General features: G+C 34.9%; 11 protein-coding genes. 7 read left to right on the forward strand and 4 right to left on the reverse strand.

The genetic code is table 11. From position 1 onward, the window contains the following. The 3 genes from C8C87_RS01595 to queA all read left to right on the forward strand — a co-directional run bounded on the left by C8C87_RS01595 (position 1) and on the right by queA (position 2,887). A complete protein-coding gene (locus C8C87_RS01595; protein ID WP_035668323.1) occupies positions 1-327 on the forward strand; it encodes a nucleotide pyrophosphohydrolase in 327 nt (108 codons plus the stop codon). A gap of 106 nt (positions 328-433) precedes the next feature. Further along, positions 434-1,663: a 3-phosphoshikimate 1-carboxyvinyltransferase gene (aroA, locus tag C8C87_RS01600; RefSeq protein WP_121340893.1), complete on the forward strand. Its 1,230-nt coding sequence runs from the start codon at positions 434-436 to the stop codon at positions 1,661-1,663. A gap of 174 nt (positions 1,664-1,837) precedes the next feature. Further along, the gene (gene queA / locus C8C87_RS01605) at positions 1,838-2,887 is read left to right on the forward strand and encodes a tRNA preQ1(34) S-adenosylmethionine ribosyltransferase-isomerase QueA (protein WP_099713566.1); all 1,050 of its coding nucleotides are present in this window, start codon (positions 1,838-1,840) and stop codon (positions 2,885-2,887) included. A gap of 191 nt (positions 2,888-3,078) precedes the next feature. Here the strand turns inward: queA and C8C87_RS01610 are convergent, their stop codons facing one another. Beyond that, complete coding sequence (locus C8C87_RS01610) at positions 3,079-3,813, reverse strand: SIMPL domain-containing protein (RefSeq protein WP_121340894.1); 735 nt, start codon at positions 3,811-3,813, stop codon at positions 3,079-3,081. Positions 3,814-3,995: 182 nt separating this feature from the next. On the opposite strand from C8C87_RS01610, the gene kynU reads away from it, so the two are divergent. Both kynU and C8C87_RS01620 read left to right on the forward strand, forming a co-directional pair. Then, positions 3,996-5,270 carry a kynureninase gene (gene kynU, locus C8C87_RS01615; protein ID WP_121343257.1) on the forward strand — a complete coding sequence of 425 codons (1,275 nt, stop codon included), beginning with the start codon at positions 3,996-3,998 and terminating at the stop codon, positions 5,268-5,270. Between the two features lie 101 nt (positions 5,271-5,371). Continuing rightward, positions 5,372-5,794: a glycine zipper family protein gene (locus C8C87_RS01620; protein WP_121340895.1), complete on the forward strand. Its 423-nt coding sequence runs from the start codon at positions 5,372-5,374 to the stop codon at positions 5,792-5,794. Between the two features lie 76 nt (positions 5,795-5,870). On the opposite strand, the gene C8C87_RS01625 is transcribed toward C8C87_RS01620, so the two are convergent. Both C8C87_RS01625 and C8C87_RS01630 read right to left on the reverse strand, forming a co-directional pair. Continuing rightward, the gene (locus tag C8C87_RS01625; protein ID WP_121340896.1) at positions 5,871-7,403 is read right to left on the reverse strand and encodes a cryptochrome/photolyase family protein; all 1,533 of its coding nucleotides are present in this window, start codon (positions 7,401-7,403) and stop codon (positions 5,871-5,873) included. Between the two features lie 3 nt (positions 7,404-7,406). After that, a complete protein-coding gene (locus tag C8C87_RS01630; RefSeq protein WP_121340897.1) occupies positions 7,407-8,048 on the reverse strand; it encodes a flavin reductase family protein in 642 nt (213 codons plus the stop codon). Positions 8,049-8,210: 162 nt separating this feature from the next. Between C8C87_RS01630 and C8C87_RS01635 the strand changes: the two genes are divergently transcribed. Both C8C87_RS01635 and C8C87_RS01640 read left to right on the forward strand, forming a co-directional pair. Continuing rightward, the gene (locus tag C8C87_RS01635; RefSeq protein ID WP_121340898.1) at positions 8,211-10,601 is read left to right on the forward strand and encodes a penicillin acylase family protein; all 2,391 of its coding nucleotides are present in this window, start codon (positions 8,211-8,213) and stop codon (positions 10,599-10,601) included. Between the two features lie 62 nt (positions 10,602-10,663). Continuing rightward, complete coding sequence (locus C8C87_RS01640; protein ID WP_099713560.1) at positions 10,664-12,001, forward strand: NAD(P)/FAD-dependent oxidoreductase; 1,338 nt, start codon at positions 10,664-10,666, stop codon at positions 11,999-12,001. Between the two features lie 60 nt (positions 12,002-12,061). On the opposite strand, the gene C8C87_RS01645 is transcribed toward C8C87_RS01640, so the two are convergent. After that, entirely contained in the window at positions 12,062-12,424 is a 363-nt protein-coding gene (locus C8C87_RS01645; protein WP_099713559.1) for a cupin domain-containing protein, read from the reverse strand. Between the last annotated feature and the right edge of the window lie 6 nt (positions 12,425-12,430).

The following is a 12,430-nucleotide window of genomic DNA, read 5'->3' on the forward strand; positions in this document are numbered from 1 at the left end:
ATGAACTTAAAAAATTCCCAACTAGACGTTGATACTTGGATAAAAGAACATGGCGTTCGTTACTTTAACGAACTGACTAACATGGCACAACTTACAGAAGAAGTAGGCGAGGTAGCCCGAATCATCGCTCGCCGTTATGGAGAACAATCTGAAAAAGAAAGCGACAAAAATAAAGATCTAGGTGAAGAATTAGCCGATGTGGTTTTCGTAGTATTGTGTTTAGCAAATCAAACAGGAATCGATTTGCAGGCTGCTTTCGATAAAAAGATGGATTTGAAGTCTATTCGTGACAAAGACCGTCACAAAAACAACGAAAAACTCAAATAATTTGTGAATTGTAAATTATGAATTGTGAATGAGTAGTGGTAAATTGCGTCCTTAAATTATTTGAGTCGAAAGCTTAAGCTATAACTCATAACTTATAATTAAAAACATGAATTTACTGTTACAAACTTCCCATTCTAATTTACAAGCTCAAATTGCAGTTACCGGTTCAAAAAGCGAAACCAACCGACTATTATTGTTACAAGCACTTTTTCCAAATATTACTTTGGCTAATACTTCCAACTCTGATGACAGTGAAGTCATGCAAAAAGCATTGAAAGGAAACGAGGAAATAGTTGACATTCATCATGCTGGAACGGCGATGCGATTTCTAACGGCTTATTTTGCTGTAAACGAAGGTCGAGAAGTAGTTTTGACTGGTTCTCAGAGAATGACGGAGCGTCCAATAAAAGTTTTGGTGGAAGCTTTGGAACAATTAGGTGCAAAAATATCCTACGAGAAAGAAGCAGGTTATCCGCCTATTCGAATCAAAGGACAAAAAATCACAGCTTCTAAAGTTACTATTCCTGCAAATGTGAGCAGTCAATACATATCGGCATTGTTGTTAGTGGCGCCAAAACTGGAAAACGGTATTGAAATAACTTTAGTAGGTGAAATCACTTCTGTACCATATATCAAAATGACCTTGGCTTTGTTGAATGATTTGTATATTAAAACTAGTTTTGAAGGAAATGTAATTACCGTTTATCCAAAACAAGAAGTGGAATCTAAAGTAATGACCGTAGAATCCGATTGGAGTTCTGCTTCTTACTTTTTTAGTTTAGCAGCTTTGGCAGAAAATGCAACTATTTCATTGACCAGTTATAAAGAAACTAGTTTGCAAGGCGATTCGGCTTTGGTTGAAATCTACAAACAAATGGGTGTTGAAACGCATTTTGATGGAAACAAAATGACTTTGGTTAAACAGTCTAATTTTAAGCCTGAAACTTTAAACTTAGAATTAAATAATACGCCAGATATTGCTCAAACCATTGTAGTTACTTGCCTTGGTTTAGGAATTGGTTGTCATCTTACAGGACTTCACACCTTGAAAATTAAAGAAACCGATAGACTGGAAGCACTACGAATTGAACTGACAAAACTTGGAGCAAATATATCAGTTACAAATGATAGCTTGACGCTTGTGGCTTCAAATGAAATCAATCATAATATTAAAATAGCTACGTATAACGATCACAGAATGGCGATGGCATTTGCACCTTTGGCTTTAAAAGTGCCAATAATCATCGAAAATGCGGAAGTAGTTTCTAAATCATACCCTGATTTTTGGGAAGACATGAAAAAATTAGATTTTAATGTGACTGAAATCGCTTCTTAATTCTCAATGTTTACGGGCCTAAACCTTTGTCGCTTTGTTGCTTTGCAAGTTCGAAACTAAATTAAACAGCAAAACACTTGACAACGCCTATCTCACAATCGTATATTTGCACACGATTTAGAAGTATGACTTCAAAACTCATACTTCATAATCTATAACTCATAACTTTATCAAATGAAATTATCACATTTTCAATTCGATTTACCTAAAGAACTTCTTGCCGAATATCCAGCTGAAAACAGAGACGAAGCTCGTCTAATGGTTATTGATCGTAAAAAGGGAACTATAGAGCATAAAATGTTCAAAGATGTTATCGATTATTTTGATGACGGAGATGTTTTAATTCTGAATAATACTAAGGTTTTTCCAGCGCGTTTGTATGGAAACAAAGAAAAAACAGGAGCAAGAATCGAAGTTTTTTTACTTAGAGAATTAAATTCTGAGCAAAGACTTTGGGATGTTTTGGTAGATCCGGCACGTAAAATCAGAATTGGTAACAAATTATATTTTGGAGATGACGATTCGTTAGTAGCTGAGGTTATCGACAATACGACTTCTCGTGGAAGAACATTGCGTTTTCTTTACGACGGTTCTTATGAAGAATTCAGAAATAAATTAACGGAACTTGGAGAAACTCCAATCCCAAAATACATTTCAAGAGACGTAACTCCGGAAGATGCGGAACGTTACCAAACCATTTATGCTAAAGAAGAAGGAGCTGTTGCAGCGCCAACTGCAGGATTGCACTTCTCGAAACATTTATTGAAAAAACTGGAAATCAAAGGAATTAAATTTGCCGAAGTAACGCTTCACGTAGGTTTGGGAACTTTTAATCCAGTTGAGGTTGAAGATTTATCAAAACACAAAATGGATTCTGAGGAATTAAAAATTACACAAGAAGCGTGTGATATTGTGAATGAAGCAAAAGCTAAAAAGAAACGTATTTGTACCGTAGGAACTACTTCTATGCGTGCCGTTGAAAGCTCAGTTTCGTCACAAAACACCCTGAATCCTTTTGATGGATGGACAAATAAATTCGTTTTTCCTCCTCATGATTTCACGATTCCAACGTGTATGATAACTAATTTCCATACGCCAAAATCAACTTTATTAATGATGGTTTCAGCATTCTGCGGACATGATTTAATGAAAAAAGCCTATGCCGAAGCAATCAAAGAAGGATATAAATTCTATTCTTACGGTGATGCGATGTTAATCATCTAATCTGTCCCGAAACTTCGGGATAATCATATTCTAAATAACAAAATCTCGTCAGTAATGGCGAGATTTTTTTTTGGTGTGCCCCAAGGGTCGGGCTGTACGCTGTATCTTTATTTTCTTAAAGGAAGAAAATAAAGGATGCCGCTTCCATCCCTCACACAAAACAATTTCGGGATGATTTATGATTTGTATTCCTAATTCACTTGATACACCAGTCGTACCGTAATATTAGCCGTTTTGTTTTTGGATTGCGTATTAAAGGAACCACCATAAGAAAAATCTTCCGATGAGTTTTGACCCGTAATTTGAAAAACACCCATATCTGATTTTTTTAGATTTCCTAAACTCGCATCTGCATTTTCAGCAATACTTTTAGCTCTGATACTCGCGTCTTTTGTAGCTTCGGCAATCATTTTTATTTTTAATTCGGCAAGTTTTGTATAGTAATATTCAGGAGGAGAAGAATAAAATTCCACACCAGAATTGATTAACTCACTCGATTGTCTGGATAATTCTTCAATTTTATTTACCTCCTTAGATTGTATACTCACGCTTTGGGTTAAGGTAAATCCAGTGAAAATTTGCTGTCTTGTCGTTCCGTTTTCGTTATAAGTCGTTTCAAAATCTTTATTAAAATTCACCGCAGAAAAAACCATTTCATTCGGAGCAATTCCTTTGCCTGATAAATAGCTTTTTATTTTCTCTCTGTCAGAATCCAATGCTGCGTACGCTTCTTTCAGAGTCACACTTTTTTTAGAAAAAGAACCGTTCCAAACAATCAAATCCGATACGAAATCCTTTTTCCCGGAGCCAGTTACACTTATGGTATCGTTACTTTTATTTCGATTCTGAAAAGCATTCGAAAATAAATAGGAGGAAATTACCACGGCGATAGCAATAATAATAACGTTCAAACTGTTTTTAAGCATAGGTTAAGGGTTTTAAATTCAATCAAATATAGTTAAATAACGAGTTGTTTTTTATTTCCGTATAGTATTCAGGAACTATTTTTTCTCATTCATAATTTTAACTATTTTATGTGTCGTCAATCGGCGATAAGTCTTTTATGCATCAGTCTTTTTTTACTACTTTTACAAACAAAATACAAAATATGGCATTCGAAAATACTCTTGAATTTGCAAAACAACTCGATTCGCAAGATCAATTACATAAATACCAAGATGAATTTATTTTTCCGCAGGTAAATGGAAAAAAAGTAATTTATTTTACGGGAAATTCATTGGGATTGCAACCCAAACGTACTAAAAACTATGTAGATGAGGTGATGAATGATTGGGCAAGTTTAGCTGTTGAAGGTCATTTTTACAGTGAAAAACCGTGGTGGGATTACCACGAACGATTTGCAAATCCGTTGAGTAAAATTGTGGGTGCTTTACCGAGTGAAGTTACGGTGATGAATACCCTAACGGTAAATCTTCATTTGTTAATGGTTTCTTTTTACCGACCTACAAAAACCAGATATAAAATTATTTGCGAAGAAAAAGCATTTCCTTCGGATCAATATATGTTTCAAAGTCAGGTTCATTTTCATGGATACAAACCGGAAGATACGATTGTTGAAATCAAACGTCGTGAAGGGGAACACAACATTCGTTTAGAAGATGTTTTGGCTAAAATTGAAGAAGTAGGTGAGGAGTTGGCTTTGGTCTTAATAGGCGGTGTCAATTATTACACAGGACAAGTTTTTGACATGAAAACCATTACTGCTGCTGGTCATAAAGAGGGCGCTTATGTAGGTTGGGATTTAGCGCATGCCGCAGGAAATATAAAATTGGAATTGCACGATTGGGATGTGGATTTCGCAGCTTGGTGCAGTTACAAATACATGAATTCAGGTCCTGGGAATGCTTCGGGATGTTTCATTCACGAAAAACACCACAACAATTCGGAGTTGCCAAGATTCGCGGGTTGGTGGGGACATAATAAAGAGCGTCGTTTCAAAATGGAACCCACTTTTGACCCAATTCATGGAGCCGATGGTTGGCAAATAAGCAATTTACCGGTACTTTCTCTGGCGCCATATTTAGCATCTGTAGAAATGTTTGATGAAATTGGGATGGACGCTTTAATTGAAAAAAGAGATGCAATTACTTCCTATTTAGAATTCATTCTGCATGAAATTGACAAAGAAGTCGATAGTACTTTCGAAATAATTACACCGTCAAATCCATCAGAAAGAGCGTCGCAATTATCAGTGTTACTTCATGGGGAAGGACGTAGTTTATTTGATTATCTTATGAAAAATGGTGTGATTACGGATTGGCGCGAACCTAATGTTATTCGATTAGCACCGGTTCCATTGTATTGTTCTTTTGAAGACATGTATCACTTTGGACAAATATTGAAATCCGGGATTTTAAAATAGTTTAGACGCAGAATTATATAAAAAATAGTTTAAATTGTATAAAGCATATTAACAGGTTTGAATGTTTCTTTGTATTATTATTAATCGTAAAACTTAAAATTATGAAAGTATTATATTTTATACTAATAGCTGCAGTTGTTGTTTCTTGTCAAAATCAAGGGAAAATGGAAATTGAAAAAGCAAAACTAGCGACTGTAGATTCGATGAAAGTTGAAATTGAGAAACAAAGAGTTATTGATTCCATGCAGGTTGAAATGGCTAAAATTGAGGAAACCAAAATTGAAACCCAAAAAGAAGTTGTCGTTGTTAATAAACCATCGGCTACCACTACCACTACAACAACCACACAAAAGAAAGGTTGGAGCAGTACTGCTAAAGGTGCCGTAATTGGAGCTGGAGTTGGAGCGGCAACAGGAGCAATTATAAGTAAGAAAAAAGTTCAAGGAGCTATAATTGGTGGTGTTGCTGGTGCTGGTATTGGTGCGGGAACAGGAGCTATTATAGACGGAAGTAAAAAGGAATAGATTTATTCTTTTAATAAAAAAGAGTGTATAAGTTCGTATCGAATTTATACACTCTTTTTATTTACGGATGTTCAGTTTAATAAGAATCCATATTTTGGATAATGGAATTGGCTTTAACTTTGATTTTGTATAATTCTTCGGGATTTATTTTATTCAATAAATTCAGCATCATTCCCATGCGTTGATTTCCTTTAAAATACTCTTTTTTCTCATCTAGAAAATTCCAATATAGCGTATTGAAAGGACACGCTTTTTCTCCAAATTTTTCTTTGACATTGTAATGGCATTTGGCACAATTAGTACTCATTTTATTGATGTAACTTCCTGAGGAAACATAAGGTTTTGTAGCAATAATTCCGCCATCTGCATATTGTGACATACCGCGGGTGTTAGGCATTTCGACCCATTCAATAGCATCTATGTAAATGCCCAGATACCAAGCATCTACTTCGTCAGGATTAATTTGTGTGAGTAGTGTAAAATTTCCTATTACCATGAGCCGTTGAATATGATGTGCATAAGCTTCGTCTAAACTTTGATTGATAGCGTGATTCATGCAATTCATTTTGGTTTTACCCGTCCAGAAAAAATTCGGTAATTTGTTGTCGTTTTTCAAGACATTCATTTGGGCGTAATGGGGCATTTCTTTCCAATAAATTCCTCGAATATATTCACGCCAACCCAGAATTTGTCGCACAAATCCTTCTACTTGCGAAAGGGTTATTTCAGTTTCCTTGGCATGATAAAAAGCAATGACAGTTTCGATTACCTCTTTTGGCGAAAGCATTTTACTGTTCATAGCAAAAGACAAACGAGAATGGAAAAGGAATTTTTCATCGGTATGCATCGCATCTTCATAATCCCCAAAATGTTTCAGCAGATTAATGCAGAAATAATCTAAAACCTCTAAAGATTGCTGACGGGAAGTAGGCCAGCTGAAATTATGTTCATCGATGTTTCCAAAAGTAACTATGCCGGCTTCTTTGATTTGGTTTATAATCTTAGAAACGTTTATGTGAAAGTTTTTTTCTGATGGCACAGGAACTTCACCTTTATATTTTTTACGATTATCGGCATCAAAATTCCATTGGTTTCCCACAGGAGTTGAACCATTCATTAAAACGTGGTGTTTTTTTCGCATGTTGCGATAAAAATTCTCCATTAACAATAATTTCTTTCCTTCAAAAAAATCAGAAAGTTCGTGACGCGTGGTGTAAAAATGTTCGGAGTCAAAAGCTTCTGATTCGATTTTTAGATTGGAACAAATCGTTTTTAGTTGTTGATCCAGCCGATATTCGTCGGGTAATTGGTATTCAAATTTTTCGATTTTGTATTTTTCGATACAAACGGCAATGATTTTTTCTAAATCCTGCGGATTATCGGCATCCGTAATTTTAAAATAGACTGCTTGGTGTCCGAGTGCTTGTATTGCGGTGTGAAAATTTCTCATCGAAAGAAAAAATGCCACCACTTTTTGGATATGATGTTTTACATAGTCGGTTTCCTGACGCATTTCGGCAAGGACATAAATAGTATTGTCATCATTTTCCTGAAACCAAGAATGTTCTAAATTCAACTGATCACCAAGGATTAGCCGTAGTTTTGTCATTTTTTATTTTTTAAAAAAGGAAGTGGTTGGAAGTTCTTTTCTTGCGTATTGAAAGCGGTCTATTAATTTAGGTAAACAATATCCATCAAGACCATTTAGTGCTATAACATTTCCTTTGTCAATTTGTAACCAGCCATCTTTATGTTCTAATTCTTCTTCAAAAAATAAATTTTCAATAGAGGCAATTATATGAATCGTATCATTTTCCTTGATGTAATATTCATTCACATATTTGCAATACAATTGAACTGGGCTTCCTTTCACAAAAGGGATTTCAATATTAGGTTTGTACTCTTCTTCTAAATTAGTTTTATCAAATTCAGAAATGCCTAATTCATAATTTGCTGATGTATGGTGCGCATCTTCAATCATATCTACAGTAATATGATTTACGGTAAAATAACCATTTTCTCTTATGTTTTTATATGTATCTCTGGGAACGGTTGTTGGTCTCATGATAAATCCTATCAGTGCCGGATTGCTTCCTAAATGGGTCACGCTGCTAAAAATTGCTACATTAGATTTTCCATCAAGGGATTTTGTAGCCAGAAGATTAGCTGATTTATAACCGGTGCAAGAATTAATTAAATTCAATCTTTCGACTTTCTCCATTTGAGAAATATCATCTCTAGAAATGTGTTTCATATCTTTTTAATTTGGAACAAATATACTTTTTGTTTAATTAATTTTAAAATAAATTAAACAAATAATGGTATTTAATCGATTTTACCAGAATCACACTCGTTTAAATAAATTATTTTAAATAACTTTCAAATCGTATATATTTGTTTATCAATTTATTTAAATATGAAAAAACTTAAAATAGTTCTTCTCGTTTTACTTTCGGTAGTGGCAGTTTTAGTTGTAGCTTTAATTATTTATGGATTTCATCTAAAGCCAAAATATGAAGGCAAATTGCCACTGAAAAATATTCAAAAAGAAACGACAGTTTATTTTGATGAGTTTGGCGTTCCACATATTTATGCGACAAATTCAAAGGATGCAATGATGGCTTTGGGTTATGTTCATGCCCAAGATCGATTGTGGCAAATGGAATTGATGCGTCGTATTGCACCGGGAAGATTATCGGAGATTTTTGGCTCAGTGGCACTAAAAAATGATAAATTCTTTGCAGGACTTGGAATTGAAGAAGCTTCAGCAAAAGCAATTGCAGCTTTGGATAAAAACAGTCCAAGTTATCAATTGACCATGGCATATTTGGATGGAATTAATCAATATTTAGAAGAAGGAACAACGCCAATAGAGTTCAGTTTGGTGGGGGTTAAAAAAGAGAAGTTTACGATTAAAGATGTTTACAATATTTTTGGTTATATGTCTTTTAGTTTTGCAATGGCTCAAAAATCAGATCCGTTATTGACTGATATTCGAAATAAATACGGAATGGAGTATCTCAAGGATTTTGGGATTGATGGTTCGTTTAATACCACCCGAATTAAAAATGCCAAAGAATCATCTCAAGAATATATTGCTATTTCAAAGTCGGTAGCTTCGATTTTAGAGCAGTCCCCAATTTCTCCTTTTATAGGAAGTAACAGTTGGGTTATTGCACCAAAGAAAACGAAAAACGGGAAAGTTATTTTTGCTAATGATCCACACATTGGGTTTTCACAGCCCGGAACTTGGTATGAAGCTCATGTAGTAACGCCAGATTTTGAATTGTACGGCTGTTATTTGGCAGGAACCCCATATCCTTTATTGGGACATAATCGGGACTATGCTTATGGTTTGACGATGTTTGAAAATGATGATATCGATTTGTATCAAGAGGAGAATAATCCAAATGATGCAAATGCTTATAAGACACCAAATGGTTTTAGCGCGTATGAAATTCGAAAAAAAATTATAAAAGTTAAAGATTCTGCAGATGTGGTTTTGAATATTAAAGTGACTCGCCACGGCCCGGTCGTAAATGACTTGATTGATGGTTTGCAGCAAGACAAACCTGTTGCAATGTCCTGGATTTATACACAACAACCCATACAAATTCTTGATGCTGTTTATCAACTTTCGCATGCTAAAAGTAAAGCTGATTTTCAAAAAGGAGTCAGTTTAATAGCGGCACCAGGTTTGAATGTGATGTATGGCGATGCCAAAGGAAATGTGGCTTGGTGGGCAACAGGGAAATTATACAAGCATAATGCGGGCGTAAATCCTAATTTTATTTTAGATGGTGCCAGTGGCAAAGATGATATTAAAGAATATTTGGATTTCTCCAAAAATCCATCGGCGGTAAATCCAAAATGGAATTATGTGTACTCTGCGAACAATCAACCGGAACCCATAGATGGATTTTTATATCCAGGTTATTATCTTCCCGAGGACAGAGCAAAAAGAATTACACAATTATTAGAACCAAAATCAAATTGGGATAAAACTGCAGTAGGGGAAATGATTTTTGATAATACGTCATCAGTTGCTCCAGAAGTGGTTAAGCAGTTAATCTCAAATGTTGATCAGAAAACACTTTCTGAAAACGAGAAAGAAGCTTTGGTTATTTTAAAAAGTTGGAAAGGCTCGAATAACCTTAGTGATGTTGCACCAACAATTTACAATAAATGGATTTTTAATTATTTAAAAAATACTTTCGAAGATGAACTTGGTGCAGCCCATTTCAAGCAATTTTTAGGAACACATATTATGAAGCAAATCATTGCAAAACAAATTGTGAATACAGCGTCGCCTTGGTGGGATAATATAAGTACTAAAAATGAAAAAGAAACCCGAAGTAAAATTATATCACAATCGTTTAAAGAATCAATTGTAGCTTTAGAAGAACAATTGGGAACTTCGGTTGCTGATTGGACTTGGAATAAAGTTCATACGGTAGAACATCAGCATCCATTGGGTAAAGTGGCTGCGCTAAGAAGGATTTTCAATGTAGGGCCTTTTGAGGTTTCGGGTGCTACAGAAGTCATTAATAATTTGTTTTTTGATTTTACCGATGATGGAAATTATATCGTAAAAGGAGGTCCCTCAACAAGAAGGATTATTGATTTTTCGGATATCGAAAACAGCTGGAGCATCCTTCCAACAGGGCAATCAGGAAACCCATTAAGTGCGCATTACAGTGATCAAGCGGAGCTTTATAATACTGGAAAATTTAGAAGAATGATGCTGAATAAGGAGGAGATTGTTAGGACTTCAACAAAATTGGTTTTTATTCCACGTAAAAATTAATAGTTTTAAAGTTCTTAGTCTAATAAAATCAGTAATTTTGCTTAACTTTTTATAAAAAATTAATGCAAATTCCCAAAAAAATAGCGGTTGTAGGTTCTGGATTAGTTGGATCTTTATTAGCTATTTACCTTCGCAAAGCTGGTCATACGGTTCATGTTTTTGATAGAAGCCCAGATATCAGACAAATTCAGTTTTCAGGTCGTTCTATTAATTTAGCTATGTCTAACCGAGGTTGGAAAGCGCTTGATGGCGTAGGAGTGGGAGATGCCGTACGAGAAATTGCCATCCCAATGGATAAACGCGCTATTCATCTTGTTGATAAACTTAATTTTCAAAATTACGGACAAGAAGGAGAATCTATTTACTCGATTTCCAGAGGAACTTTGAATAGAAAAATGATCGATTTGGCGGAAGCCGCAGGAGCAGAATTCTTTTTCGAACATAAAATCTGGGATGTAACCTTAGATGATGCTACTTTGCACATCGGTGAAACCGAAAGAGGTGCTTGGGAAGAAAAGAAATATGATATGGTTTTTGGTGCCGATGGAGCTTTTTCCAGAATCCGTCATCGCATGCAGCGCCAAAGTATGTTTGATTATTCACAAGAATTTTTACCTATTGGATATAAAGAATTAAATATTCCTGCAAACTCGGATGCAACCCATAAACTAGACAAGAATTCATTTCATATTTGGCCTCGTGGAGAATATATGTTGATTGCATTGCCTAATTTAGATGGTAGTTTTACATGTACTTTATTTATGCCTTTTGAAGGAGAAAATTCTTTTGCTTCTTTGAAAAACCAAAAAGAGGTAGAAACTTTTTTTGAGAAAAACCTTCCGGATACCATTGATGTAATTCCTAAACTGACTGAGGATTTCTTTAAAAATCCAACAAGTACATTGGTGACGATGAAATGTTTTCCATGGACTTATGAAGATAAAATTGCACTAATTGGTGACGCTTGTCATGCAATTGTTCCATTTTACGGGCAAGGAATGAATGCGGGCTTTGAGGACATTTCAATTCTTTATGAAATGATTGAAGAATACGGAGATGATTGGAAAACGATTTTCTCGGAATATCAAAAATCCCGTAAACCCAACGCTGATGCAATTGCGGAACTTTCCTATCGTAATTTTATGGAAATGAGTTCTAAAACAGCTGATGAGAAATTCTTGTTGCAAAAGAAAATCGAAAAATCATTCTCAGATAAATATCCCGAGAAATGGATTCCGCTTTATAGCAGAGTAACTTTTAGTGATCGTCCTTATGCCGAAGCTTTGGCTATTGGGGATTATCAAAATGCGATTATGGAGGAGGTTTTGAAAATGGAAAACATCGAGAATATTTGGGATACTGAAACGGTAGAGAATAAAATCTTGGAATTACTGCAATAATTTTTTCGAGTTGTTTGCTTCGATATAGTTGCGATAGATTTTTACTTCCATCGGCACTATTTATTCCTCACGATGTACTTTAGTAAAATCGAATGCAGGTTTGCAAATGGCAATATATTCACAAGGCTCATCAAAAGGATTGGAATATTGCACTCGAGTGTTTTTCTCGATTTTTATAGATTGGCCTGCTTCAAGAATTACAATTTCATTTTCAATGATGAATTGCTTTTTTCCTTTTATGATATAAGTGTATTCTTCAAATTCAGGTGTTTGAAAGGGTTCGCTCCATTTAGGAGGTGCAATCATGTGTGCAATCGAAATTTCGGGATTGTTTGTGGTAGCAATTCCGTGATGCTCTTCGATTAGTTTACCGTCAGTTGTTGGAACTATAAAAGGAGCTTTTTGAATAAAATATTTTTTCATTTTTAA

Origin of the sequence: Flavobacterium sp. 120 (assembly GCF_003633605.1) — a bacterium.
GTDB lineage: Bacteria > Bacteroidota > Bacteroidia > Flavobacteriales > Flavobacteriaceae > Flavobacterium > Flavobacterium algoritolerans.

Excerpts from the sequence above, each read along its gene's own strand:
- C8C87_RS01595 (WP_035668323.1), top strand. The coding sequence starts at position 1 with ATGAACTTAAAAAATTCCCAACTAGACGTTGATACTTGGATAAAAGAA.
- aroA (WP_121340893.1), top strand. The coding sequence starts at position 434 with ATGAATTTACTGTTACAAACTTCCCATTCTAATTTACAAGCTCAAATT.
- queA (WP_099713566.1), top strand. The coding sequence starts at position 1,838 with ATGAAATTATCACATTTTCAATTCGATTTACCTAAAGAACTTCTTGCC.
- C8C87_RS01610 (WP_121340894.1), bottom strand. The coding sequence starts at position 3,813 with ATGCTTAAAAACAGTTTGAACGTTATTATTATTGCTATCGCCGTGGTA.
- kynU (WP_121343257.1), top strand. The coding sequence starts at position 3,996 with ATGGCATTCGAAAATACTCTTGAATTTGCAAAACAACTCGATTCGCAA.
- C8C87_RS01620 (WP_121340895.1), top strand. The coding sequence starts at position 5,372 with ATGAAAGTATTATATTTTATACTAATAGCTGCAGTTGTTGTTTCTTGT.
- C8C87_RS01625 (WP_121340896.1), bottom strand. The coding sequence starts at position 7,403 with ATGACAAAACTACGGCTAATCCTTGGTGATCAGTTGAATTTAGAACAT.
- C8C87_RS01630 (WP_121340897.1), bottom strand. The coding sequence starts at position 8,048 with ATGAAACACATTTCTAGAGATGATATTTCTCAAATGGAGAAAGTCGAA.
- C8C87_RS01635 (WP_121340898.1), top strand. The coding sequence starts at position 8,211 with ATGAAAAAACTTAAAATAGTTCTTCTCGTTTTACTTTCGGTAGTGGCA.
- C8C87_RS01640 (WP_099713560.1), top strand. The coding sequence starts at position 10,664 with ATGCAAATTCCCAAAAAAATAGCGGTTGTAGGTTCTGGATTAGTTGGA.
- C8C87_RS01645 (WP_099713559.1), bottom strand. The coding sequence starts at position 12,424 with ATGAAAAAATATTTTATTCAAAAAGCTCCTTTTATAGTTCCAACAACT.